Below are 26,712 nucleotides of genomic sequence, written 5' to 3'. Positions count from 1 at the left end.
GTTATAGGAGTAGTAACGTTTGGAAATAAAAAATCCCCTATTCTCGTTAAAGAAAATTAAATAAATTTTATTATTAAAAGAAGAGCTAATACTATTCCGCTTAATATTTGGCGTAATTGCTTGAGAGCCTTATTAATATGATTGTCAACCGTTTTTTCGGATATTTTAAGTTCATTGGCAATTTCTTTATAGGCATAACCTTGAATATGTGAAAGTCTCAATACTTTTTGACGCATGGGAGGCAAATGACAGATTGCTTTTTCCAATTTCTCCGGCAAGGTTTCTAATGACGGTTGTTGGACATTCATCGAATCACTGGAAGTTATTTCTGCGTAGCTTTTTTCTGCTACTTTCCGTTTTTGTATGGTTGTTTGAAGCCTCAACCAATCTATATAAATAAGTTTTGCTTTTCTAAATAATTGAGTTTCTAATTTATGTTCATTAGATAAAGTAGACCGATACTCCCATATTTTTATAAACGTATTTTGAGTTAATTCTTGGCTCTGCATGTAATCTCCTGTTCTATTTAGAAAATATGAATATATCCGCGTCTCCCACAAAAGGTAGAAGTCGTGAAATGCTTTTTGGTCACCATTCATTATTTCTTCCAGCAAAATCAGGTATATTTTAAATGGTGAAATTAATGCTTTTTATTTTATTTAACACTTGATTAAGCACGGCACAATTAATATATTATCATTTAATAAATTACAGATATTTATTGTTTTGTTTTGTATGATTTTGACATAAAATATGAAGATTTTAACTATTGACAATATTTAGGCTTTATTAATATAGTTTATCAGCCTATAAATTAAAAAGCATAAAACTACTAGGGTTTTATGCTTTTTTAAATTTGACAAATCTCTGTTATTGATTCTTATTCAATGGTTTGAATATGCAGGTGGAATAAAGTGGCAAAATCAGTAGCGCCGTAAGGGGCATTTACATCGTTATCTGCCTTTGAAAAATCCGCATCATACCAGGGATAGTTTTTAATAAATTTATCTTGTATTCCGTGCCGTAAATCCACGACAAGGTCAAAAGACTGTCCTGCCTTAACTATTGAAAAATACCCATTCAGGCCAATCATTAAATTTTTAGATCCATCCGCACTTTTATCTGCATATTGGTAATCTAAACCTCCGTGATCTTCCAGACCTTGTAGATTGACATAGCCTAATAAAGGGTCTCCATCATCATTTAACTGGTCGATTGGCTTAACGGAGCCTGTCGCTACGGGGATAAAGAAAAATTGATGGATATTTGCGCCTTCTTCTTCATTACCTTCCTCAGTGTACTCATCATTACTGGGTGCGCCATCTTCTCCGCGAAATTGTATTTCAAAATGATAATCATGGTCTGATTTCATGGTCACAGTAGGAGTTTCAGCTTTAATTGTGTCACCATTCTGAATTGTAAAATATTGCCCTGTAGCTCCGTCAACATACAGGGTTTGGGCTTGACCATCTGCGGTAAAGACGGTATTTATTCCGATGCCCGAAGCATGTCCTGGAGTAATGGTTAATTGTGTTGAAGAAATAAATTCCTGCGGTGCAATTTTTTGTCCTGTTGTTGCGGGTGTTTTTGAACAGGCATCAAATAGGAATATGCCTGATACAAGGATAACTAATCCAGTTACTGTTTTTTTCATTGTTTTTGATTTTTTGGATGGTTTTTAAAAATTCTTTTTAAAATTTATAAATGGCGCGTATCTGAATGTTTCGGCCAATTTCATCAACATAATACCGGAATCGGTCCATATAATCCCGATATGATTCATTCAGTAAGTTGTCAATTGAAAAATTAATGTCAAGAGTGCGATTCCCTTTTAAGGTGATACGAGTTCCGGCAGATATTCCGAATAAACCATAGGAGGGTGGGGGTGCTAAAAAATCACTTCCAGTTGTATAGCGATTTTGACGTAGAACAAATAGATAGGATAATTGTACATATTCTTCTGTCAATTTTTCAGAAGCGGGTATATTGTATTGAATGCAATTGGTAAATCTATCAGAAGGAATAAATGGAAGGTATTTGTTTTGTGTTAGGTTGGAGGCTCGTAATATTGATGCTTTTAGCTCATATTCGAAGAGTTCCCCTGATTGACCAAAGTGGTATTTTGCGTCTAAATCTATTCCTTTCAGGAATGCATTGGTCTGCTTGTTTTCAAAAACTGGATAGGTTCCGGTTACGGTTTGCTCAAATTTATTTGTTGGATTTAAATAAATATAGTTTTTAATATATTGTAAATATAAACTGACATTAAAGTCTAATAAGCTGCTTGTTTTTGTGATTGAATTTATCCATTTAAAGCCTTGTTCGCTTTTTAGGGTGCTATCCCCATATTCAATTGCATGGACGCTCTGATGTAAGCCGTAGCTATATAATTCTTCGGCATTGGGTGCCCTCCATGCAAGTCCGAGATTGGAACGAATTTGCAAATTATGATCCGAGCGCCAAAGACCGCCTAAGATAAAAGAAAGGTTTTGGAAGGTGCGGTCACCTCCATAGTTGTGGTATCCGCCATGTAAGGTTAAATGGCCGTCATAATAAGGAACATCTGCATTAGGTATTATATTGCCTTGATCGTCATAATAAAGATAGATGAAACGTCTGCCCGCTGCGTTAAATGCCTGATAGTCAATTCTGGTTCCTGCCTCAAGTTCTATTTTTTTATTTAAGGTAAGCCGTTCGATTCCAAAGATTCCGACCGAGTTTGCACTATAATTGGGAATAACCGGATTGGAAAGCGTTATAGTATCATTATAGTTGCTTTGCCCTCTGAGGTTAACCCCGACAGTCGTATGCCATTTTTTTGCAAATACTTTTTCCCAGCTACCTTCCAGAGTGTTCGTGCTGAGTTCCAGATCTGTAATCGGTATGGTTGCTCTGGTCGAGCGGCGCTTGTCATATTCTTTTCTATAATCTTTTTGCAGGTTAAACTTGATTTCAAAGTGACTTCCGTCTTTAGTATTATAATAAGTATTTACTTTAAAAAGTTGGTGTTTTACGGTTTGATAAGGGGCATTATATTTATAGCTGAATGTACCCTCTTCAAAGGGTCCTTTAGAATGTATTCTGGCATACAGATCTGCTACGCTTCCTATATCTGAACCAATGAAAATTCCTAAAGCAGTCTGATATTGATCAAAGTAAACCTGACCTCCATAATGAGATCCCTGATATCCTAAAGTTGCGCCAATACTCTTTTGGTCCATTCCGGTATTTTCCAAAAAGTATTCTTTGGTTTTATAATTACCCAATCTTTTGTAAGAGCCATGGATACGCCATGCCAGTTGTGGCATCCTGTTAAAACTGCTACCTATTTCTGCAGAACTAGAACCGCCGCGCCCATTGGTTGCACCATTTAATACAAGTTCTCCATGTAATGCAGAATCATTATAGGAAAGAGGAGCAGGGGAAAGGATAATTACCCCACCCAATGCTTCTGCGCCATACCTGACAGCGTCAGCGCCTTTTGTGACAGAAATTTGTTGTGCATTTGAAGGATCAACTTCAGGTGCGTGCTCTATGCCCCATGCCTGCCCTTCTATTTTGACGCCATTGTTAATGACTAAAACACGATTTCCATATAATCCGTCTACAATAGGTTTGCCAATAGTATTGCTTGTTTTCAGAATATTGACGCCTGGGATAGTTTCAAGTATCTGTGCTAGGTTGGCACCTTTGGTTTTATTTAAGTCCTTAGCGTGAAGGGTCATTGCGGGCACTATTGAATTAATTTCATTTGGTCTCAAATAACTTCTGATAGTTACAGCTTGCAATTCTCCCGTGGTCCGGGTTAAAAATATGCTATCCTTTTCTATAGTATTTTGTGGATAGAATTGGACATTTAGATCACTATATCCTGCCATAGAAAACACACCATGGAAGCTCTTATATGTTGAACGTCTTATCCTGATAACACCTTGGCTGTCACTTATAAAACTGTTTGATCCGATTTTTAAATTGACACCTGTAAGGGCTTTTTTTGAGGTAATATCTTTAATGGTAAGAGATAAGGTATAAATTGTATGTTGGCCGGTAGCCAATAAAGTATTGCATAGAATTATTAAAAGGAGTAAACTGGTGTTTTTTTTATGGATCATTTTTTTATTTGTACTTTATAAGTACTGTTAGTGATAACTATTGGTAGTTGATTCTCAGGCATACAATGAGTAAACTCCCGGACATTATTTATCTACCTGTCTAGTATCCGTTATATTAAAAAAAAATTACAATTTGTTTATGTTCTTTCATGTGATTATCATTTAAAACAGCTTGCATTTATTGTAACTATGTTGCAAAAATATAGAAATATTCCATAAATGCAACTTAGATGCAAAAAAATATTTTACATATCCGGAAAAAGAGTAAAATCAGCCACCCTATTCAAAAAAAGAGGTCCTGACTTACCATAATCGTAAGCCAGGACCTCCTGGTGTATTGGCGTAAATATTGATTGCCCTTCTAAAAAATATGCGTATCCATTAATGAGTTATTTCTTTCTCATTAATGCATTGGCACACCATAGAAGCGGGGCTTGTCCATGTAAATCTCCTGTATTTTGTTTCCGATCCAGGTAATATTGGTGATCATTTTTCTTATTGGTACCTTCACAGACATTCGTGATATCATTATTGGCATTAATAAAGGTAATGAGTGCCAGCCAGGCTTTTCTGGCTGCAGGTCCATAACTATTATTATCTAACCATCCGGCCTTTACTCCTGTAATAAAGGCGTAAGTGAACATGCCGGTTGAAGATGTTTCTTCCCAGGCATTCGGATCATCGATTAATTGATGCCACATACCTTTCTGATCCTGATATTTTAACAGGGATGCCATCATTTTTTTGTAACCTTCCATTACGGCTTGTCTATCTGGATGATTTTTAGGGAGTAAACGCAAGACTTCTGTCATGCCTACAGCCATCCAACCGTTGCCTCTGCCCCAATAGAAAGGCACATCCGGTGCATGATAAAACAGTCCATTAGGTTGTTGCAACGAATCTAGGTAATGAACCATTTCTTTCGCTGCACGATCCAGATATTTTTTATTTCCTGTTGTAATAAACGCTTGAGTTTGTAATGCTGTAATCATATACATATCATCAATCCACATTCTTGTTTCAAAGGATAATCCATTATTATAATAATAATAAGAACTTGGATTTACGTGTTTGCCAAAAGGTTTATCCCATTGCTTATCAGCATAATCTGTGGCGAATTCCAGATATTTTTTCTCTTTGGTTTGTCGAAACAAGGCAAAAGGAACAATACCGAATACTGCATTGTCTACATGATCTGGTTTAGGAACCATAGATTTTCTTTCGCCTTCTAAAGGTGTGTAAGCATTGGCGAGCTCGGATTTTAAATTTTTATCATTCGTGAGTTTGGCAAATTCCAAGGCGCCAAACCAGGTACAAGTGATTGGATAATGGATATAATGAGGCCTTTGATTTTCGCCTATGAATTTATTTACGGTAGTAACAAAATGGTCCGCAATTCTTTTTCCTATTTCCTGTGGGGTACTGCCCTCAGGAAACGTTTTCAGATAATTTTTATTTTTTTGCGCATTTACTATGCTACAAAAAAAACAAAATAATAATAAGCAGGCACTTGTAAGAAATTGTTTTTTCATAATTAATACCTTTTAATGATGTGAAATGAAATTAATTGTTTAGGATTTTGATTGATTTTGTCCTGAAAGTTTTTAAAATTATCAAATTATAATTGGTCTTATACTTCTTAAGATGATGCTTTTAATGGAAAACGAACTATGTCATTGATAAAATATTTATTATCAATATAGCTTTTTGTTGTTGAATATTCTATTGTCAATAATGTTCTAATAATACGAAAATAGGTCTTTTAACATTAATCAAATCGTTTATTAAAAAAATGATAAAATAAGTTGAATCTATGAGAATATTTGATGCGTAGACAATTTCTAAATGTTACAAATTTGCTTAAGAATTATAAAAAGGGAAATGCATCTTTTATCTGAAAAAGAATTTGTGGTCAAGGTATTTAAGTTAAAAGGTAAACACTTCTGTAAAAGAGTTATCCAACACTCCTTAAGATAACTTCTTTATTATCAAAAGATATGCTTGTTATTTGAGGTTATGTCAATTGTCATTATGCTGATAATGGCTTTAGTGGGTTGATTGTGTGGGAACGAATTATATTAAAATCAAATTTAGGTTATCAAAAAAATTAAATCGTGAAGCAATTTAAATTTCTCTTTTTTTTAGTACCTGGAATGCTAATAGTAATGGCCGGGTATTCACAACAAAAAAAATATTCTGGAACCGTCAGAAATAATGATGGTTTACCACTTAGAGGAGTTTCAGTATTAATTAAAGACTCTAAAACTGGTACTATGTCAAATGATAACGGCCAGTTTATATTATCCGCCGAGGCGGGTAGTACTCTACACCTTTCCATGATAGGTTATGTTCCAAAAGATGAATTATTGAGTACGGATACAATAATTAATGTTGTACTGGATGCAACCAGTGACAGCACATTAAACGATGTAGTAGTAATCGGTTATGGAACAACAACAAAAAGGGACCTTACAGGGGCTGTATCTCATTTGGATTCTAAAGTTTTGGAAACAAAGGTGGCAACAAGTTTTGTTGATTTCTTAAAAGGGACGATTCCAGGTGTAAACGTTGCCATTAATAATGGAGCATCGGGAGGTGGTACTTTAGAAATTCGTGGACCAGCTTCCCTGACTGCTTCTACTACGCCTTTGATTATATTGGATGGCGTGACTTTTAATGGTAATCTTAATGATATTAATCCCAACGATATTGCTAGTATTGATGTACTTAAAGATGCAAGCGCCACCGCCATTTATGGAGCAAAAGGTTCTGCCGGCGTGGTAGCAATTACAACTAAAAGAGGCATGTCTGAGACCCCAAGGGTTGATTTTAGTTCTAAAATAGGTGTGTCAAATATGCTAGGAATACCACCTGCTGCCAGCCCGGAACAATATCTTCAACGAAGAAAGGATTATTTAAAAACAGTAGATTATTTTAATCCTGCGACATCTCAAAAGGGAGAGGGGTATTATGATAACCCCGATGATCTTCCTGATGGTGTTACTCAGGAACAATGGGCTGGTTATGATAATGGCTTTGATGGAGATTATGTTGGAACATGGCTAACCAGGTTGAAGTTAACGGATATTGAAATAAATAATTATAAAGCAGGAAAAACCGTTGATTGGAGAGACTATGTCTATCAAACAGGATTCAGGCAGGACCACGATGTGGCCGTCTCAGGAAGAAGTAAGAGTACTTCCTATTATACTTCAATTGGTTATACCAATAACAAAGGTACGACCGTAGGTGATGATTTTAAGTCAGTGCATGGGCGATTTAATTTGGAATCTAATATTACTAAATGGCTACAAATAGGGACCACCACTCAGTTTGCGGATAGAGGAGATAATACACTGACTGTAAATCCTGGTAATGCGGATGTAATGAGCCCTTATGGGAATATGTATAATGAGGATGGAACCTTAGCACAATTTCCGATAGGTGATGCCCGTGTATCGAACCCGATATATGCAGCAAGTGTCAATAGCTATTTTTATAAAGTTCAGACTTTAAATGCCACCTTATACAGCAAATTGACATTACCTTATGGAATAACATTCAGAACTAATTGGAATAACCGATATGGATGGATTAAAACCTACAATTATACATCTGATCTTAATGCTGGGGTTGCAGAAGGTGGTGAGGCTTCCCGCAATGAATATTCTGATTATGAGTGGAGTATCGAAAATATTTTAAACTGGAGCCATCGATTCAATAAAGTTCATCAAATCGATGTGACTGGTGTTATTGGGGCAGAAAAGTACCAAACTTTTAGTACCACAGCATCGAATGAAGGGTTTACTCCTGATGGAGATTTGATTTTCCATCAATTAAATACCGGAATCAATCCGGTTACTAATTCAGATGATGAGGTACAAACTGGTAATTCTCTATTAGGAAGGGTTAACTATAGCTTTAAAGATCGTTATTTATTAACGGCCTCAATTAGAAGAGATGGCTTCTCTGCCTTCGGTCAAAATAATCCATATGGTGTTTATCCAGCATTTGCTGCTGCATGGAGAATTTCTCAAGAAAACTTTATGAAAGGATCTGCATTTAACGATTTGAAGTTAAGAGCCTCATGGGGTACGAGTGGGAATAGAAGTATAGGCAGATATGCGGCTTTGGGTAAATTAAATACACTTGACAACATTGAAGGTGGCGAGACGGTTAAAGGAGTATACCAAACAACTCTTTCAAATAAGGATATCAAATGGGAAACGACACATTCAATAGATTTAGGATTGGATTTTGGGATATTGAACAACCGATTCTCCGGGACAATTGATGCCTATTACAATTATACAACTGATTTATTAGTAGACCGTGCACTTCCTGGTTTTACAGGTTATTCCAGTGTTTTAGCTAATTTGGGGCAGGTAGATAATAAAGGCCTTGAAGTAACCCTTACAAGTGTCAATGTCAATATTCCAAATAAACTGGTGTGGTCAACTTCCCTGATTTTTAGTCTGAACCGAAATAAAATTGTTCATCTTTACGGAACAACTGATTCTGCAACAGGAAAAGAGGCGGACGATGTCTCAAATGGCTGGTATATTGGTCATGGTATCAATGATATACATGATTACAAGATAACTGGAATATGGCAAATAGGAGAGGAAGAAGCTGCGGCGGTTTATGGAAAGTTGCCGGGAGATCCTAAAGTTCTGGATGTAGATGGTGATGGTGTTATAAATAATAATGATAAAGTATGGATTGGATCATCTGTTCCTCGTTACAGAGCCTCCTTAAGGAGTGATCTGCAATTTTTGAAAAACTGGAATTTGTCATTTGTGATTAGAGGAGAATTTGACTATTATGGAAATGACGCAAGCCGTAGAAATGAAGACAACAGATATTTTGAGTCCTCTAACTCAATTTGGAATGACTACTGGACTCCTTGGAATGCAAATACCAGTTATGGCAGGCTCGGATCAAATGCAAGTAATCCAACGGTATATTTTTATGTAAAACGAGATTATTTAAGAATGCAAAATGCAAGTTTGTCCTATACTTTTCCAGATAAGATTCTTCGAAAGTATTCTATTCCCGGATTAAGGTTAATGGCGAGCGTAGATAATGCTTTCGTAATTACAAAATGGTCATATTATGATCCGGAAACAATGGGACGGACGCCTAGAATTTTTACATTTGGCGCATACCTGACACTCTAAAAAATAGTTCAAAAAATATTAATATTATGAAAATTAGATATAAATTTTTACTAGGATCATTGACGACTTTTGTCTTAGCCGGATCCATCGGCTGCGTTAAACTTGACCCGGAACCCCTTTCTTTTTATGCACCGGAAAATGTTTTTACAGATCAAGCCGGATTGGAATCTGCTCTTGTAACGTGCAGAAAGCAACAAAAAGTGGAATTTGTAGGTGACGCATTTGATGCAGGGACCTGTCGGACCCCCATAGTTTATGAGTATGCTTTCTCGGATATGGATGTTATAGGAAGCCCAGAAACTAAGGAGATACATAATCTTGAAACACAACTCACTCCTACATCTAATTATAGTTTGTATATGCGTTATTGGTTATTGGGATGGGATGGGATAACTTATGCCAATACGGTTATTAGTAATGTGCCTAATGCTACTTTTGAATCTGAAGAAGCTAAAAATGCTATTCTGGCTGAAGGTTACTTCCATAGAGCTTATTGGTATTATTTATTAGTGAATGAATTTGGTGATGTTCCCCTTTCATTGGATGAAGTCACAACTCCAAAGTTGGATTTTAAGACTGCTTCCAGAACAAAGATTTTAAAACAAATGAAATCTGATATGGAATTTGCTGTTCAATGGTTGCCGATAACAGTTCAGCCTGGACAGGTAAACAGGGCTGCTGGGGAACATATGCTTGCTAAAATTGATTTGGCTCTGGGTGATTTTCAGGATGCTATTGATGCGGCGACTCGTTGTATTGAAAATTACGGTAATCATTTGATGACATCCAGATTTGGTGTAAATGCAAACGTAGACAGTTTAGATGTATTTAATGATCTTTTTAATCCAGATAATATAAGTGCTTCGGAAAATAAGGAAGGGCTATATGTTGTTCAAGAGCGCTATGGCATTACAGGAAATGGATCAGAGAATGGCTCTTATAGAATGCGAAATTTGGTTCCCTACTGGAGTAATGGTAGTTCTGTAAAAACGCCAGATGGTAAGCAAGGTACCACTTATGATGTTTCTCCTTATGATGGTTATGATGAAGTTGCAAAGCTTGGTCGCGGCATTGCAAAAATTCGTCCATCCAATTATTATCAATATGAAGTTTGGGCAAATAGCGGGACGGATATGCGCCATAATTCCAATAACTGGTTTGATAAATCCAGATTATATTATAACCGTCCTGCGGCAAAGGGGGGGAGTGCTACTTGGTTTGGTAAACCCATTCAGGCCGCATTTGTTAGTGATACAATCAGATGCTATTTTTCTTTCCCAACGGTTAAAGTGTTGATTTACAAGGATGATATTAATGTTGGAGGAAGCCCTTCCGGTGGCTACACTGATTCCTATGTATTTAGACTGGCAGAGACCTATTTAATACGTGCGGAAGCCTATTGGTGGCTGAATAATATCCCTAAAGCAACTGAGGATGTAAATACTATCCGAGCTAGAGCCAATGCCCCTCTTTTATCAAATGTCACCATAGATGATATATTTGATGAGCGGGCCAGAGAGCTGTTTTTGGAAGAGCACCGTAAATCAGAATTGACAAGGGTTGCATTTTTAATGGCCCAGGAAGGCAAGAATGGATACTCTATAAGTAACTTTAGCGAAAAGAACTGGTATTATGACAGAGTAATGGCAAAAAATAATTTTTATGGTACCCAGTATTTCTATTCAACGAATTCTTACGTGATGAAACCATATCATGTACTTTGGCCTATACCGGAAAACTGGATATTGGCCAATTCTGAAGGGCATATTAATCAGAATATAGGATACCCGGGTGCTGAAAATAATGTTGCGCCTGAACAGTAAAACTTATACAACTGATTGAAAAATAGTTGATTTAAGAAATTGCCATTGTTAAAAAAAGAGGAGCCGGTAATGACCTTGAGCTCCTCTTTTTGTTTGGTAGTCTTGAAAATGATATTGCTTTTCGTTGCTTCTTAATTATACGTCTACTTTAAACTTATTGTTTGGATTGGCTGAGTTCGTATTATTCAACTGGGTTTTTGGAAAGAAATTTACTGGGACTCATGCCGAATTGTTTTTGGAAACAGCGTCCAAAATGGGTCGCTGAATTAAAACCAACCATTACGGATACTTCCAGAATGCTGTATTTCTGCTCGGATAAGTATTCAGCAGATTTTTTTAACCTGGTGACAGTAATGAGTTCCCCTGGGGTCATGTCTGTAATTGACTTGATTTTTCGATACAGGGTAGGCTTACTGATATAGAGTTTATTCGATAATTGATCTACGTCTAATTTTGGATCATCCAGATGTTGGACGATAACCTGATGGAGTTTACTCAGGAACTCCTCGTCGGCTGAGTTGTGTGCCATGCTATGAATGGTAGCAAGTGGAAAACTAGAAAAGTAGGAGCGGAGTCTGCTTCGGTTACTCAATAAATTGGCTATTTGTACCTGTAAGTATTCTGGTGAAAATGGTTTTTCAATATAGGCATCCGCTCCATGTTCCAAACCTTCAATTTGTGCTGGAATGCCATTCTTGGCAGTTAATAGAATGACCGGAATATGGCTGAGTTCCATATTTGTTTTAATCATTTTACAAAAGGCAAGGCCATCTGTCTCTGGCATTAAAATATCACTGATAACCAGGGCAATCATTTCCATCTCAAAACAGGGTAAAGCTTTTTTTACAGAAGTAGCCGTAACGACGTTGTAAATATCCTCCAGGTCGTCCGCCAAAAACTCTAAAATCTCCTGATTATCATCAACAATTAAAATAGTCTGCTTGTGAATATTGGCAATTGATACATTATTAATATTGTCTATTGGTTCTTGCATGACTTCTTTTGTTTCTTTGAAAATTATAATAAATTATTGATTTTATATTTGGTTCTGTATTGCTTTTTGAGTTATAGGTAAAGTTAATATGAATTTATTGAATCCTTGCAATTTGGTGTCGATATATAGGCTGCCTTGATGTAACTCAGCAAGCCTTCTGCATAGGGATAATCCTAGGCCTGCGCCTGAACTACTTTGTGCAGTTTCCATCCTGACAAAAGGCTCAAATATTCGGTCCTTGTTTTCCTCATCAATAAGAGGACCATCGTTTTTGGTATAGAAAATAATATTATTTGAAACTTCGTCTTTTTCTAAGCCGCTTTCCAATTTGAATTCTGCATATTTAGTTCCATTATCTAATAAATTTGTGAGGATTTTAGTTAGCGCGTCTTTGTCAGCCTCAATAATTACTTCTTCATCAGGAAGAATCATTTTGAATTTGATATTTTTTTCCTTGGCAAGGGCCTTAAAATCAGGTTGTAATTCTTTAAGAAGATGTCTAATATCTATTTTTTTAATATTTAATTTATATCCAGCGACTTCTGTTTTTCTGAAATCCAGCAATTGCTCGCTGAGCGCAATTAGCCTGGCGGTATTACGCTGTATCATTTTCACGTATTTATTAATTGTTGGATATGAATCAATTTGTTTAGTGATTTTTTCTAAGGGAGCTTTAATTAAAGTGAGGGGCGTCTTTATTTCATGAGTGACATGAGTGAAAAAATCAAGCTTTGCTTCGTAAAGCTCTTTTTCTTTGATATATGCCATATGTTCGACAATTCTTTTATTCTTTTCTTTTTGACGGTCATGATAACTTCTGAACAAAAATCCAACAATAGCAAGACCGATTATCGTATATAAGACCATAGCCATATTACTTTCCCAGAATGTTGGCAAAATTCTAATATATAATGTGGTCTCTTTATCGTTCCATTTTCCACTGACATTTGTTGCTTTGACTCTAAATTTATATTCGCCTGGAGACAGATTTGTGAAATAAACCTTACGATTGCTGCTTAGATATGTCCAGTTTTTATCCAATCCTTCTAATTTATATTGGTATTGAATCATTTCTGGTGCTGTATAGGACAATGCCGCAAATTCAATGGTAATAGAAGATTTTTTATGTGGAATATCAATATAATGCGGTGTTTTGTCCCTATTTTTATCTTCCAGAAATTGATTTTCTAAAATATTATTCCAGTTTGCGATTTCCTTTCCTTCTGCCTGGACAGAAGTAATATAGAGGGGCGCTGTGAATTTTGAATCAGAAAAACTATTTGGATTAAAACAAATCATTCCCTTGACACAGCCAAAATATAATTTTCCTGATGCGTCTTTAAATCCGGAGTTGTAGTTGAATTGATCACTTAATAGACCATTTGCAGTAGTATAAATGTCTTTTTTAGTGAATAAAGGATTCCAGCGAACCAATCCTCTTGAAGTGCTAATCCATAGAAACCCCTTATCATCTTGAAGTATTTTATAAACAGTATTTGCTGGCATACCATCTTGAACAGTAAATTTTCTAAATACATCCGTGCTATCCGGGTTCAAGTTTTGTAGGCATAAACCTCCTCCTTCTGTTCCAATCCATATTCTTCCTAGATTGTCTTCGTAAGTGCAAGTAATCCAATTGTTTCCTATTGATGTTTCACGGTCGGGGTCGTGCGTGAATTTTTGTAAAGAGCCTGTTGATGGTGTATAACAATATAATCCATTTCCCATTGTCCCAATCCAGATCCGGTCTTTACTATCCAACATCATGGTATGTATAAATGCACCTGAAAGTTCTGGTATAATAGGTTCAAAATTTCTACCATTCACATCCTTATGCGGATAAAATTGGTAGATTCCAAGTCTTGTGCCTACATAAATATTTTTGTCTGGAGTTCTGCAAAGACTGACTATAAAAGTACTTTTTAAAGATGATTGCTCATCGGACGTTTTTGTCTTTTCCGGGAAATGTCCTACGATTTTTTCAGTTCTTAAATCCATAATATCCAATCCATGCTCGAATGTGCCAATTATTAAAGTGTCTCCAAATGCCAATAGCGCATGGATATTGGGGTAGGATATATCAGTGGATTTTCCCGTGGCAATGAATCGTTTTATTTTCCCGGTTCTGGAATTTATTCGGTTTAATCCACCATCCTCTGTCCCGATCCATAAATCTCCATATTTATCTTGTGCTATTTCTCTTACTACATTTCCTGAAATTGCATCCGTTTGTTGTCCACTGTAATATTTTTCAAAATTGCTATATGGGTGAGCATAATAATTCAAGCCACCAGAATATGTGCCAGCCCATACGCCACCTTCCTTGTCTATGGTAAGAGTATAAACAGCATTGTCACTTAAAGAATAGGAGTCTCCAGTCTTTTGCGTTATATTCTGATAAGTTCCTGTCTGGATATTATATATATAGATACCTGACTCCGTGGCCATCCAAATAACTGAATCTCCGATTTCTTTGAAATCTCTTGCGAAAATTCCATTATGTTCGCTATTGTATGTAATAAGTGATTTTAACTTATTAGAATCAGGGTCGAATAATTTTGCACCAAAATTTGATGTTCCAATCAATATTTTCCCGTTTCGTAAAGAAAAAATGCGCTCAATCCACTTTGGACCTAATTGTGGATTATTTTCAAAAACATTATGATTTTCAATTGATATATTTCCAGTGGTATGAGTGGTAATTTTATGTATGGTTCCTGCGGCAGTGGCGATCCAGATGTTACCATCAGGTGTATTGCATACAGCGGTTGCTTCCAGTCGTTTGACGGCATCAATTGGCAATACTTTTCTTTTTTCCAGATCCAGGCAGATGACCTTTTTATTAGAAATCATCCATAGTCTGCCATTATTATCTTTTGTTAAACCATTAACGACTGCCTTTGTTTTAAGCAGGTAATCAAATTCCTCTTTTAATGGATCAAATCGGAAAACTCCGATTCTGGTACCAATGTATAGGATATCGCGCTGAGAGCTTGTATCTATATATAAACTTCTGATGTAACTGTCTTTGAGCGCTTTTGTACTATCACCGCTTCTGTATTCTTTAAAATTATACCCATTGAAACAGTCTAGCCCATCTTTGGTCCCTAACCATAAAAATCCATGACGATCCAATTCAGAACAATATACTGTATTATTAGATAGACCATCCTCGACCTGATAATGACGAAAATAATAGGATTGGGCAAATAGTGAATTGCCTGATAAAGAAAATAAAACAAGATAGAGGAAACAGATGTAGTAGGTTATTAAATAACAAAATCTGTAGGTGGATGGAATGGGGGTTTGGAGCAGACTTTTAATGAAAGTAGCTCTGATGATTGGTTTAAATATCCTCATTTGGTTATGGCTCATTACAAATTTTGCTGTTAACGAAGTTAGGGATTTAACAGTTTTGCATTTGAAAAATTAATAAAATGATAAAATTTGTTGAATCTATGAGACAATTTGTAGTATTTAAAATATTATAATGTTACATATTTGTCCAATCAAATTTGTTTCAAATATTGATTTAACTGAATCAAGGAATTACATCTTATAACTTTTAATAAGTACTTTTATAGTAGATTGTAATAAGTTCATTCATTCAGGAAACTTATTGTTGGAATTTAAATGCCCGATCATAAATAAAGACATATATTAAATAAAGTAAATATGACCAGAGAAAACACTTATAATGCTATGAATAAAAAAACGCTTGAAATTTCTAAAAAAAATCCCAGAACGAAAAGCTTTAATAAATTCGTTGGAATTCTGAAATTGAGTGGCCTAATAGTCTTAATGGGCTTAATGGTTGCCTCTTGTCAACAAAGCGGAACTGCTGCCAGTAGTAACTCTGATAGTACTGGTAGTAACGTAGCAACTGGTGATATGAATTCAGTTGTATGGCCAGCTAAAAAGGCAAATGAATGGTACGCTAAACAAGGGTGGTTGACCGGGGCAGATTATATCCCAAGTAATGCCATCAATCAATTGGAAATGTGGCAAAAAGAAACCTTTAGCCCTGAATTAATTGATAAAGAATTTCAATTAGCAGAAAGCATTGGCTTTAACACCATGCGTGTATTTTTACATAGCCTGGTCTGGAAAGAGGATGCAGAAGGTTTTAAGAAGAGAATTGATGAATTCCTGTCTATTGCAGAAAAACATCATATAAAGCCGATGTTTGTTTTTTTTGATGATTGTTGGAATAAAGAGGCACATCCAGGTAAACAACCTGAGCCCAAAGTTGGTGTTCACAATTCAGGGTGGGTGCAAGATCCAGGTCAGCCAGCGTCAGAAGATACTACCAATTTCCCCGAATTGGAAAAATATGTCACGGATATTCTCAATACATTTAAGCATGACCAGCGTATTCTGGCCTGGGATTTATATAATGAACCGGGGAATAGCGGAAAAAAGAATAAATCATTGCCATTGTTAAAAGCCGTTTTTTCCTGGGCTCAAACAGTGCGTCCTGATCAGCCCATTACAGCAGGTCTTTGGGATTGGGGATTCGAGGATCTAAATAAATTCCAAATAACTAATTCTGACATCATTACTTATCACGATTATGAGAAACCAGAGTGGCATAAAAGAGTGGTGCAGCTTTTAAAGACTTTTGGCAAACCTCTAATTTGTACAGAATATATGGCTAGGACTAGAGGTAGTTTATTTAGTAATACTCTTCCAATGCTTAAGGATGAAAATGTGGGTGCGATTAACTGGGGATTTGTTGAAGGGAAGACTAATACAAAATATGCCTGGGATTCACCAATGCCTGATGGCGGAGACCCGACTGTTTGGTTCCACGAGATTTTTAGAAAGAATTTTACACCCTATAAGCAAGATGAGGTAGAGCTTATTAAGAAATTGAATGGAAAATCAAATTAAATAAATTGTTTATACTGATTTTAAGGCCTGAAATACGCTTAAAACAATAGATAAAAAGTTGTATTTAGGTATGCCTCTTGTTTAATACGATTAGGTTTAAAGGTTGTAATTAATTGGATGTTCTAAATTATTAGCACACCCAATTTAAATATCTAAAATGGAGCTTTGCTTACATTGGGCAATATGCTTTAATTCTAATTGTATGGGGCTGGGTAATGATTTATGTCTCTTTAAATACATTGCCAACGTAAATACCAAATAATGGAACAGTTAAATTAGTATATATTTAAAGGTCAATTTCTCTTAAGTTTATTGACTAAAAGTTCAAGTACATTTTAAATGTTTAATCCGGTGAGGAAAAATGGAAGACGGCTTAATATCTGTAAGGATTTAGTAGCCGGCATTAAGTGGTTTTATTGCCAAAACTCATTAGATAATCAAGTTTGTCTAATATAATTAAATTAATACCAATTTTATTGATAGTAATGGATGGTAAGAAGTAGAATAGCGTGACGGATGATAATTGCGACGGCAATTGTCATTCCTAGCGGTAAATATCGTAATGATTTACAATCTATTGTTTATGATATTTTCAATTCAACTTCTGTTTTTTTTTCTACCATCCATCATGATTTAAAACAAGGGCAGATTATGGAACGAATAAACAAATGCTAGTCTTATGAAAAGAGGGGTCAGAATTGTATTATACTAACCTCGGGATTTGTAGGTGTTTTGCGATGGTTTTACTTTTTGAGAATATCAGTATCTAATGGAGCGAATCTGGATGGCCCTGATAGCTTCTTTCATATTTAATTACTCATAGGTCAATCGAATATAGTGGCTATTAGCAATTAACTGAATTGACCAATATCTTGAGTAATGGGGGAGAGGGGTGCACTGAAGATCTTGCTGTTTGAGGGGCGTATTGCATTTTGCTGCTGACACAGGATCTTCTAGGTAAACAATATGCAGCCCCAGTGGCAATTATATCATTACGCTTAATTAAACAGGATGAACCTTCTTTGGAATAATATGCATTCCCGTGTCTAATTTACAGTCTTCTAATGTAACTGAGGAAGTTGAATGTTATATCAAAAATAGCTTGGGCGGAGATAATGGAAGTGGCATAGATGGTACTCCTTGGTAAGATTCTTTCTTGCAAGGGACTAATTCGTTAAAATTAAATTCAACAATCAAAATCAAAAATCATTGCGTATGAATAATCAAATTTTACTTAAAAAATCAAAAACGCAAATGTGGCGTTTAATGTTGATTTTATTGGTTATGTTAACTGGTAGATTACCTTGCTTAGAGGCTCAGGGAACTTCAGGGACGCTGCCACAATTTACCAATCCAATTTGGGCAACAGGGGGCGCAGATCCATGGATTTATCAGGAAGGAGGTCTCTATTATTTTACTTATACTCAGGGAAGTAAAATTGTAATTTACCGTACTGGAGACATTACCCATTTAGGAGATGTTGTGGCCTCTGCCCCCGCTTACGCAACGGTATATACGCCTCCTCCAACGATGAAAGATATCTGGGCTCCCGAATTGCATAAGATTAATGGTAAATGGTATGTATACTTTGCTGCAGATGATGGAACTAATGCTAATCACAGAATGTATGTTATTGAAAATTCAGATACAGACCCAACGACTAGTAACTGGACATTAAAGGGACAGGTAGGTGATGCAACAAATAACTGGGCTATTGATGGAACGGTAATGGCCTATAATAATCAATTGTACATGTTATGGTCAGGGTGGACCTCAACTACGGAACACGTGCAAAGTATTTATATCGCCAAATTAAGCGATCCCTGGACCGTTGACGGTAATCGTGTTTTGATAAGCACGCCCGAATATGATTGGGAAGGACATGGATTGGCTTTAAATGAAGGACCAGAAGCAATAACTAATCCTGATGGGAATGTCTATGTTACTTATTCAGCGAGTTTGTATTCCACAGATAATTATTGTTTGGGATTATTGACTTTAACCCCTGGAGCCGACCCCATGGTGGCTACCAGTTGGACAAAGAATGCCACCCCGGTTTTTAGTCGCAATGATGCGGGACAGGTTTATGGACCAGGCCATAATGGATTTTTTAAGTCGCCAGATGGTACAGAAGACTGGATTGTTTATCATGCACGTTCAAATCCCAATGGGGGATCCAATAACCCAAGAAATGTCAGGATTCAGCCCTTTAGCTGGAATTCAGATGGAACGCCGGATTTTGGAACAGCGGTTGCTCAGGGGGAGTTATTGGATGCACCGTCAAGTAACTATAATTTACCAATTGAGGCGTTTTCAATGATTTGGAGGACAAATCTTACAAACTCCACTGCGACTACTATCAGTTTTAATGCAGTGGGAAGCGGATTTAATATTCATTGGGAAAGTTTGGAGGATGCTGCTGTCTTTGGAGGTCAGACCGGAGCAAATGGTACAAACACAATTAATTTTCCTGCTCCCGGAGCTTACCTGGTCTCCATAACAGAGTCTACTGGAAACTTTAATCAGTTTGCCATTGGGACGTCAACACCGAGCATGCTTTTAAGTGTTGAACAATGGGGCAATATTGAGTGGCTTTCATTTAAAGATGCTTTTAAAGGGGCTACTAATCTGGAAATTCATGCGCTAGATAAACCTGATTTGACCCATTGCATGGATATGAGTGGCGCTTTTAGAGATTGTTCAGCCCTGACTGAAAATACGGCAATGGTTGGCTGGAATACCTCGTCGATCACCAATTTGAGCAATACCTTCCGAAATGCAGCAGCCTTTAATCAGGATATTGGTAACTGGGATATCGGTAATGTGACAACTATGGACTATACGTTTGCGGGATGTAAGGCTTTTAATCAGCCATTAGGTGATTGGAATACCAGCCATGTGACTAATATGAGCAATCTATTTAATGGCGCTTTAAGATTTAATCATCCTATTGGTGGATGGGATGTGTCAAAAGTGTCCAATATCGGTCACGTAGTGCAAAGTGCTCATGCTTTTAATCAGGATTTAAGTAATTGGGACGTTTCGGGAGCAACCAATATGGCCTATATGTTTTATGATGCGACAAGCTTTAACTCCAATATTGGTAATTGGAATGTAGCAGGTGTAACGAATATGGTTCGTCTATTAGACGGAGCCAGTTCTTTTGATCAGAATATCGGTACCTGGGATTTGCGTAGTGTGGCTGCGGCCTCTAATAATGGGACAGATGGTTCTTTGGTGAATGCTTTAAGCAATTCTGGAATGAGTTGTAATAATTACAGCCAGACTTTAAAAGGGTGGGATTTAAACCCTAATACTCCTACGGGATTAACATTGACAGCCACTGGATTGTCCTATGATGATTCCTATGTAACCACCTATCATGATGATCTGCTTAATAATAAACGATGGACCATTGAGGGAGATGTTGTGGGTAATTGTACGGTTACGGAAAGTACCTTGCCAGTGTCTTTAATTAGTTTCGCCGGATTTATCAATAATGGCACAGCCACACTTATTTGGCAAACTGGGGTTGAGACAGGTATTGATCATTTTGAATTGGAGGCGGTTTATAATGAATTCGGTATAGATCCGGTCGGAAGCTTTATAAAGTTGGGGAATATAGCAGCAAAAGGCAGCGGTAATAGTTATCAGTTAAGAGTAGCTCAGGAAGCTGCAAACGGATATTATAGATTGAAAATAGTTGACGATAACGGTGATATAAGTTATGGTCCTAAATTAGTGCAGTTAACACGGATTATTGACAATTACCTGAAGGTTTATCCTAATCCTGCAAATGACTATGTTCAAATCAATATTAATACTTCTTCAATGCTGCACATTTATTCATCAACCGGGACATTGATAAAAACTGCAAATTTACATGCAGGAACAAATAAGATTAGTTTAATTGGACTTACCGCAGGTGTATATTTTATGCAGGTAGGTGAGCAAAAGTTGAAATTAATTAAAAAATAGTGCTTCAATATTGACCCGGACGTTAATTTGGATTCCAAGTTGACCTGCATTTAGGAGACTCTTATTTTAGGAGTTTGGAAAATGATCTTTAAAGTTTTGTATGCTCCTTATATGTTTTGTATTGATTATTAATATGTTGTGTGTGGCTTTGCGAAGCAGTAAATACCTTTTCAAAATTGCGGATTATTTCAGCAGTCATTTTGAGAAATTTGTACGAAATAATGAGAAGATTGTATACCATAGAATTTGTTATAAATAAATAGGTTTGATGGATTAAAATTCTGTTCCATTCATTTTATGTTTGAATCACTGGGTATTTCGTAAATTGAGTTATAATATATATGGTGTGTCCTACAGGTATCAGATTTACCAGATGATGATTTATGGCCATTTTAATGTTATAATGTGGCTAAGATTGGACATATTAAATAAATGAATTAAAAGTCACTAGAATATAACTATGGTTTAGTTCCAGTCACCGTGTCCCTTAATCAGCAAAATATGCCTAAATCTAATAATGTAAATATTAATAATAGAAGACTTAATGGATTGATCCACAAATTATTAGTTCTGGTTAATTTATTCTTAGGGGCTTTGCTAGGGGCTTCCGCCCAATCTGCAAAAATTCTGAATCATTCTGATAAACATCCTCCGAATATTGTAATTTTTATTGCAGATGATTTAAATATGCAGGATGTGGGTGCATATGGCAATATAGATGTCCATACGCCAAATATGGACCGTTTATCCAGGGAAGGCATGCAGTTTTCCAGGGCATATGCTGCTTCTTCCATGTGCACACCTAGTAGGAGTGCTTTATTTACTGGGATGTATCCTCATCATAATGGTGCACAGATGAATCATTTCACTGTAAATCCAGGTGTAAATAATCTCCCTCAGATTTTAAAAGCCTTAGGTTACAGAGTAGTAATTTCAGGAAAGACAGATGTTTTCCCGCTGGATAATTTTCCTTTTGAAGTAATTGGAAAAGAATTCGGAAAATATGAACCGATTGAAAATAGAGTAGATCGTAATAATGAGTCTGTACATTTGATTGAGACCCATTTTAAAACGCATCGCGATCAGCCTCTTTGTTTAATTGTAGCTCCATGGTTACCACATGTACCTTGGTTTCCGCATAAAGATTTTGTTCCCGAGAAAATAAAAATTCCAGCTTATCTGGCTGACACCAAAGAAACAAGAAGTGCTTTGGCTTCTTATTACCAGAGCATTGCTGCAGCAGATGAAATGTTAGGTCGTGTTTTGACTGCCTTGGATAAGGTTGGTGAGACCAATAATACGATTACCTTCTTTACATCTGATCAGGGAGCCCAATTTCCATCTGCTAAATGGAGCGTGTATGATAAAGGATTGCATGTACCTTTAATTGTGCGTTGGCCGGGGCATATTGATAAATTCAGTAAAACTGATGCTTTGGTTTCTTTAGTGGATATAACACCAACCTTAATCGACCTTGCTGGCGGAAAGAAAATTGATACTTTAGATGGGCTGTCCTTTAAATCTGTATTGTTTGGACATCAAAAACAGATTCATGATTATATTTTTGGAGAATCTTCCATGGAGCCTCATTATTGGTATAATTATACGCCTGGCAGAACCATAATTACAGCAGATGGCTGGCAATACATTCGAAACTATCATCCGGGAGAACGGTTTATAACTCATATTGATAAGGTAGAGCGAAACGAATTTTATTTTGACAGTTGGGTAGAAGCGGCCAAAACCGATTATAAGACCAGATTTTTACTCAACCGTTATAGTTATCATCCACCAGAGGAACTATTTAATCTAAACCAGGATCAAGAGGATTTTAAAAACCTTGTAGCAAGTCCTGAATTTTCAAATGAATTGACTAAAGGCCGGTCATTCCTAAAAGAGGAGTTAAGCCGCCAGGGTGAAACAGATGAAATGATTCTAAAAGGGACACTGCCTACTTTTTTTGATCATAGGTATACGATTGAACAAGGATGGAGTGCTTCTGATCTTTCTTTTAATCGTAAATTATGGAACCCAGATACCTTATTTATTACGGCTTATTTAAATGATCTGGGTAGAGGAGGGGTTATTACTGATTATTTTGGGAATTTTCAACTCTTTGGATATCACGGTAAAATAGGTGTTCAATTGGGAGGAGGGGAAATATTTGAAAGTCAGAAGTTGCCTATGAAAGAAGGGCATGTTTTATTTAAACTTACGGCACGTGGAGATTTGTCCCTACTTTTTGATGACCAGCCTATTCTAACACTAAACTTAGGTAAAGATCTGACCAAAGTTAAAGGGGGATATGTAACCTGTGGGAAAATCCAAGGGCGTAATCAACATGGACGCCTGCAAAATTATCAAGGCCGCATTTTTGACCTTTATTTTACCATGAATGAACTCTCTACAGCCCCTTAAACCCATTTTTTATTTTATAAATGGATTCTAAGAATTATAATGTCTGGGTTGAATTAGGATACTTAAGAAGTAATAAAATAATAATGAATATAAGGGTCAAACAATATTTATTGTGAGCATATAATTTATGTGGATTTAGACTTTATGTATAATATTTTGTAATAATATGAGTGTAATTAAAAGTAGAATCTTTAGTCAAATGATTAGTATAAGGCATTCTAAAACGTCTCCCTATCGCATTGTTATCAGGCATAAGGGTATCATTATGATTCTTTTCTGTATAGGGCTTTTGATTTCTGGAGTGGGTTTGAAAAAAGGGTATGGGCAAATTGAGTTAAGTAATGCCGCTGGTGAACGTCAGAATCTTCATGGATTTTTATTATCAGAAGCAGAGATTTTGACAGATGTTCATGATAAGTCGGCAATTGGCACGTATAAGCATTTATTTAGTGAAGATGTGGAACGCGTGACTGGAAAATTTCCAAAACAATTAAACGAACCTTCTAAAGCAGATTATTTGATAATCGCCGGAACCATTGATGGAAACCAGTGGATCCAGCAACTGATTAAATCTGGAAGAATCAATGTGGATTCTTTAAAAGGACAGTGGGAACGCTATGGGATGTTTATGGTTGACCATCCATTTAAGGATGTAAAACAGGCGCTTGTTATAGCTGGTAGTGATCGTAGGGCGGTAGCCTATGGCTTATTTACAATTTCTGAGAAAATCGGGATATCTCCATGGTATTTCTGGGCAGATGTTCCTGTAAAAAAACAACCTGTAATTGCCTTGAAAATTAAAGATTATATTTCAATTAAACCCACTGTGAAATACAGAGGGCTATTTATAAACGATGAAGATTGGGGCCTACGGCCATGGGCTAGTAAAACATATGATCCTGTACACAATATTGGTCCTAAAACCTATAAGGCCGTTTTTGAACTCTTGCTAAGACTAAAAGCTAATTATCTATGTCCCGCCATGCATCCAGGGTCCAGTGCTTTTAATAAATATCCTGAGAATAAAGTGATTGCTGATAGTTTTGGAATTGTAATGGGTTCAACGCATCCAGAACCACTTTTGTTCAATAATGCTTCCGAATGGGATACTAAGACGATGGGAGAGTGGGATTATAAGACGAATCGTGCAGGGATATTGAAAATTCTGGACAAAAGAGTAAGTGAGAATGCACCCTATGAAAATGTCTGGACTCTGGCATTAAGAGGATTGCATGATAAGGAAATGCAAGGCGATTATTCCATGGCAGAAAGGGTGAAACTAGTAGATCAGGCTTTAAAAGATCAGAGGAGCTTACTGGAAAAACATATAGATACGCCAATGGAGGATATTCCACAAATCTTCGTTCCCTATAAAGAAGTTTTAGCAATATATAATGCCGGACTTAAAGTCCCAGGAGAAGTTACTTTAGTATGGCCAGATGATAATTTTGGTTATTTAAAGCAACTTTCCAATGAAACTGAACGAAAGCGTCCAGGTGGTTCTGGGGTGTATTATCACGCATCATATTTAGGTATGCCTCATGACTATCTGTGGATTGCAAGTACACCTCCGAATTTAATGTATGAGGAGCTACATAAAGCCTATCTGACAGGTGCTACCAGATATTGGCTGCTCAATGCGGGAGATATTAAATCAGTAGAGGCCCCTGTCACACAGTTTTTAAGTATGGCTTACGCCATAGACAGCTTTAGTTTTGACAATTCTCCTATTTTTCAGGCAAGTTGGCTGGCCAAAATATATGGGAAAAAGTATTATAAATCTTTGCAGGAGATAACCCGGAGTTACAATCAACTGGCATTTTCCAAAAAACCGGAAGCGATGGCTTGGGGATTTGAATGGAATTCAAATAAGCATCAAAGAGAAATTGCTACGGAAACCGAGTATTCTTTTGATAATTATGAAGAAGCAGAGAATAGGATTCAGCAATATTTAGACATCCAAAACAAAGCCAAAACTATTTACGATCAATTGTCAGAAGAATTTCGGCCTTCTTTTTATGAATTGGTATTGTATCCAGTTATTGGTGCCAGTTTAATGAACCGAATGTGGCTTATAGCCCAACAGCAAAGGCATGCTTATTATAATGGGAATAGCAGTGCAAACTCTCTTAAAAAACAAGTGGATGTAATATATGATAGTCTGCAGTTGATGACAAAAAATTATAATCAACTGCTGGGGGGAAAATGGAATCATGTGATATCCATGGTTAATGGAGTTACCGCCTCTTATTTTGAAAAACCTAAATTATATTCACTTGATCTTCCTGCCTTAGGAGTAATAAAAGTTAAAGCAGAAGGGGCTGGTAATGTGGGGGTGGATGGTTCTTTTAATATTCTTCCCATCTTCGAACAGCTCTCTGGTAAACAACATTATTTTGATATTTATAATACGGGAAGTCAGCCATTGGAGTGGGCAGTAAAGACAAGTAATCCCTGGATTGTAGTGAATATGAAATCTGGAAAAGTAAATGAAGCAGAAAGGGTAAGTGTAGATATAGACTGGCATAAACTACAAAAGCCAGGGCGTTATACAGGATATATTGATCTAGTTACTAAAGCTGGCCAGCAGCGGTTATTGGTGGCAGCTCAGGTTAATGATAACTCATGCGATAGCTTGAAAGGATTATATGTAGAACAAAACGGAGTAGTTGTCATCCCAGCAAATGGATATACACGTAAATCTGAAACCAGAGGTGTAAAAATGCAACTGATTCCTGATTTAGGATATAGAGGTACAGATACTGCTGTGATGATGGGCAGTCCCATATTGCCAGTGATTAACCCTAAATATACCAATGCACCCAATTTACAGTATGATTTTTATTGTTTTCATAGAGGTATGGTTAAGGTTTATACATATGTTTTGCCTACTTTCCCTTTAAGCTCTAATAGGGATTTTGGTTTCCATGAAGTCTCTACCGTGCAAACCACCTATGGTGTGTCCATTGATGAAGGGGCAGTGGATTATCCGTCTTCTTCAGCTCCTGAATACTCGCAGGACTGGGCGACTCATGTTCAGCGTAATGCAGCAGTGAATGTCTCTACCTTATATATTGATAAGCCTGGTAAGCATACCTTAAAGATTATTACAGGAGATCCTGGTATTATAATACAAAAAGTGGTTATTGACTTAGGAGGCCTGAAGCCTTCTTATGAAGGCCCAAGACCTACCATTGTTAATTGTCCCGATTAGGAACCGGTTACCGAAATTTTGATGTTTTAAATTATAAATTTTGTGTTTATTGTTAGGGTTTAAGAATAAAGTTTGAGTGAAGTGGTGCCCGATAGTCAGA

12 protein-coding genes are annotated in these 26,712 nt (G+C 36.5%); 6 read left to right on the top strand and 6 right to left on the bottom strand.

Translation table 11 applies throughout. The annotated features are described in order from the left end of the window. Positions 1–56: 56 nt before the first annotated feature. The 4 genes from BLU80_RS13050 to BLU80_RS13035 all read right to left on the bottom strand — a co-directional run bounded on the left by BLU80_RS13050 (position 57) and on the right by BLU80_RS13035 (position 5,644). The gene (locus BLU80_RS13050; RefSeq protein WP_091399203.1) at positions 57–599 is read right to left on the bottom strand and encodes an RNA polymerase sigma factor; all 543 of its coding nucleotides are present in this window, start codon (positions 597–599) and stop codon (positions 57–59) included. A 281-nt stretch (positions 600–880) separates the two neighbouring features. Further along, on the bottom strand, positions 881–1,654 hold the full coding sequence (locus tag BLU80_RS13045) for a hypothetical protein (protein WP_091399200.1): 774 nt from the start codon (positions 1,652–1,654) through the stop codon (positions 881–883). Between the two features lie 37 nt (positions 1,655–1,691). Next, complete coding sequence (locus BLU80_RS13040) at positions 1,692–4,112, bottom strand: TonB-dependent receptor (RefSeq protein ID WP_091399197.1); 2,421 nt, start codon at positions 4,110–4,112, stop codon at positions 1,692–1,694. 389 nt (positions 4,113–4,501) lie between these two features. Next, positions 4,502–5,644 carry a glycoside hydrolase family 88/105 protein gene (locus BLU80_RS13035; protein WP_091399194.1) on the bottom strand — a complete coding sequence of 381 codons (1,143 nt, stop codon included), beginning with the start codon at positions 5,642–5,644 and terminating at the stop codon, positions 4,502–4,504. A 582-nt stretch (positions 5,645–6,226) separates the two neighbouring features. Here BLU80_RS13035 and BLU80_RS13030 point away from each other — a divergent pair. Then, complete coding sequence (locus BLU80_RS13030) at positions 6,227–9,292, top strand: SusC/RagA family TonB-linked outer membrane protein (RefSeq protein ID WP_211481839.1); 3,066 nt, start codon at positions 6,227–6,229, stop codon at positions 9,290–9,292. A 26-nt stretch (positions 9,293–9,318) separates the two neighbouring features. Continuing rightward, a complete protein-coding gene (locus BLU80_RS13025) occupies positions 9,319–11,115 on the top strand; it encodes a RagB/SusD family nutrient uptake outer membrane protein (RefSeq protein ID WP_091399188.1) in 1,797 nt (598 codons plus the stop codon). Positions 11,116–11,296: 181 nt separating this feature from the next. Here the strand turns inward: BLU80_RS13025 and BLU80_RS13020 are convergent, their stop codons facing one another. Next, the gene (locus BLU80_RS13020) at positions 11,297–12,109 is read right to left on the bottom strand and encodes a response regulator (protein ID WP_091399185.1); all 813 of its coding nucleotides are present in this window, start codon (positions 12,107–12,109) and stop codon (positions 11,297–11,299) included. 42 nt (positions 12,110–12,151) lie between these two features. After that, positions 12,152–15,469 carry a ligand-binding sensor domain-containing protein gene (locus tag BLU80_RS13015; RefSeq protein ID WP_262482929.1) on the bottom strand — a complete coding sequence of 1,106 codons (3,318 nt, stop codon included), beginning with the start codon at positions 15,467–15,469 and terminating at the stop codon, positions 12,152–12,154. Positions 15,470–15,784: 315 nt separating this feature from the next. Here BLU80_RS13015 and BLU80_RS13010 point away from each other — a divergent pair, with 315 nt between their 5' ends. The 4 genes from BLU80_RS13010 to BLU80_RS12995 all read left to right on the top strand — a co-directional run bounded on the left by BLU80_RS13010 (position 15,785) and on the right by BLU80_RS12995 (position 26,612). Then, positions 15,785–17,002 carry a glycoside hydrolase 5 family protein gene (locus BLU80_RS13010; RefSeq protein ID WP_244518908.1) on the top strand — a complete coding sequence of 406 codons (1,218 nt, stop codon included), beginning with the start codon at positions 15,785–15,787 and terminating at the stop codon, positions 17,000–17,002. A gap of 1,215 nt (positions 17,003–18,217) precedes the next feature. Further along, complete coding sequence (locus BLU80_RS13005) at positions 18,218–20,980, top strand: BspA family leucine-rich repeat surface protein (protein ID WP_091399179.1); 2,763 nt, start codon at positions 18,218–18,220, stop codon at positions 20,978–20,980. 501 nt (positions 20,981–21,481) lie between these two features. Continuing rightward, a complete protein-coding gene (locus BLU80_RS13000) occupies positions 21,482–23,398 on the top strand; it encodes a sulfatase family protein (RefSeq protein ID WP_091399175.1) in 1,917 nt (638 codons plus the stop codon). 265 nt (positions 23,399–23,663) lie between these two features. After that, the gene (locus tag BLU80_RS12995) at positions 23,664–26,612 is read left to right on the top strand and encodes a glycosyl hydrolase 115 family protein (protein ID WP_091399283.1); all 2,949 of its coding nucleotides are present in this window, start codon (positions 23,664–23,666) and stop codon (positions 26,610–26,612) included. Positions 26,613–26,712 lie beyond the last annotated feature (100 nt).

The organism is Arachidicoccus rhizosphaerae (genome assembly GCF_900107765.1).
GTDB classification, from domain to species: Bacteria; Bacteroidota; Bacteroidia; order Chitinophagales; family Chitinophagaceae; genus Arachidicoccus; species Arachidicoccus rhizosphaerae.
Note: the sequence above shows the minus strand (reverse complement) of the source record. Positions and strands in the feature narration are given on the sequence as shown.

Excerpts from the sequence above, each read along its gene's own strand:
- BLU80_RS13050 (WP_091399203.1), bottom strand. The coding sequence starts at position 599 with ATGAATGGTGACCAAAAAGCATTTCACGACTTCTACCTTTTGTGGGAG.
- BLU80_RS13045 (WP_091399200.1), bottom strand. The coding sequence starts at position 1,654 with ATGAAAAAAACAGTAACTGGATTAGTTATCCTTGTATCAGGCATATTC.
- BLU80_RS13040 (WP_091399197.1), bottom strand. The coding sequence starts at position 4,112 with ATGATCCATAAAAAAAACACCAGTTTACTCCTTTTAATAATTCTATGC.
- BLU80_RS13035 (WP_091399194.1), bottom strand. The coding sequence starts at position 5,644 with ATGAAAAAACAATTTCTTACAAGTGCCTGCTTATTATTATTTTGTTTT.
- BLU80_RS13025 (WP_091399188.1), top strand. The coding sequence starts at position 9,319 with ATGAAAATTAGATATAAATTTTTACTAGGATCATTGACGACTTTTGTC.
- BLU80_RS13020 (WP_091399185.1), bottom strand. The coding sequence starts at position 12,109 with ATGCAAGAACCAATAGACAATATTAATAATGTATCAATTGCCAATATT.
- BLU80_RS13015 (WP_262482929.1), bottom strand. The coding sequence starts at position 15,469 with ATGAGGATATTTAAACCAATCATCAGAGCTACTTTCATTAAAAGTCTG.
- BLU80_RS13010 (WP_244518908.1), top strand. The coding sequence starts at position 15,785 with ATGACCAGAGAAAACACTTATAATGCTATGAATAAAAAAACGCTTGAA.
- BLU80_RS13005 (WP_091399179.1), top strand. The coding sequence starts at position 18,218 with ATGAATAATCAAATTTTACTTAAAAAATCAAAAACGCAAATGTGGCGT.
- BLU80_RS13000 (WP_091399175.1), top strand. The coding sequence starts at position 21,482 with ATGCCTAAATCTAATAATGTAAATATTAATAATAGAAGACTTAATGGA.
- BLU80_RS12995 (WP_091399283.1), top strand. The coding sequence starts at position 23,664 with ATGATTCTTTTCTGTATAGGGCTTTTGATTTCTGGAGTGGGTTTGAAA.